At 42.5% G+C, this 461-nt stretch carries 1 protein-coding gene; it reads left to right on the forward strand.

Annotation, left to right across the window (positions count from 1 at the left end; genetic code table 11):
- The coding region (locus A3712_RS06565) for an efflux RND transporter permease subunit (RefSeq protein ID WP_197465794.1) at positions 1–461 on the forward strand (461 nt) is incomplete at both ends.

Here is a 461-nt window from a genome sequence, read left to right on the forward strand (position 1 = left end):
TAATATCATCACATTTGTGAACACTGGCAAAATGTCTAAGCAAGATATGTACGACTACATTAGCCAACAAGTTGTACCTCAGTTTAAACATATTCAAGGTGTAGGTGGTATTTGGGGGCCATACGGTGGCAGCCAAAAAGCAGTTAGGGTTTGGCTTCAACCGGATCGCATGATGGCGCTCAATATGAATGCTTCTGATGTGGTGGGTACACTCAGTTCTTACAATGCGACATTTACTGCGGGTACTATCAAAGGTCAGGTTCGAGATTTCTCAATTAACCCAGTTAATCAGGTGACTAGTGTTGATGATGTCCGAGACTTAGTGATACGTGTTGATAACGGAAAGATCATTCGTATTGACGATATCGCTGAAGTCAAAATGGGAGAAGAAAGCCTGACGCCGAGTATTCTTCGTGTTGACGACAACTTAGCGATGTCGATTCAAGTCTTGCCTCTTAAAA

Origin of the sequence: Vibrio sp. HI00D65 (assembly GCF_001635455.1) — a bacterium.
GTDB lineage: Bacteria > Pseudomonadota > Gammaproteobacteria > Enterobacterales > Vibrionaceae > Vibrio.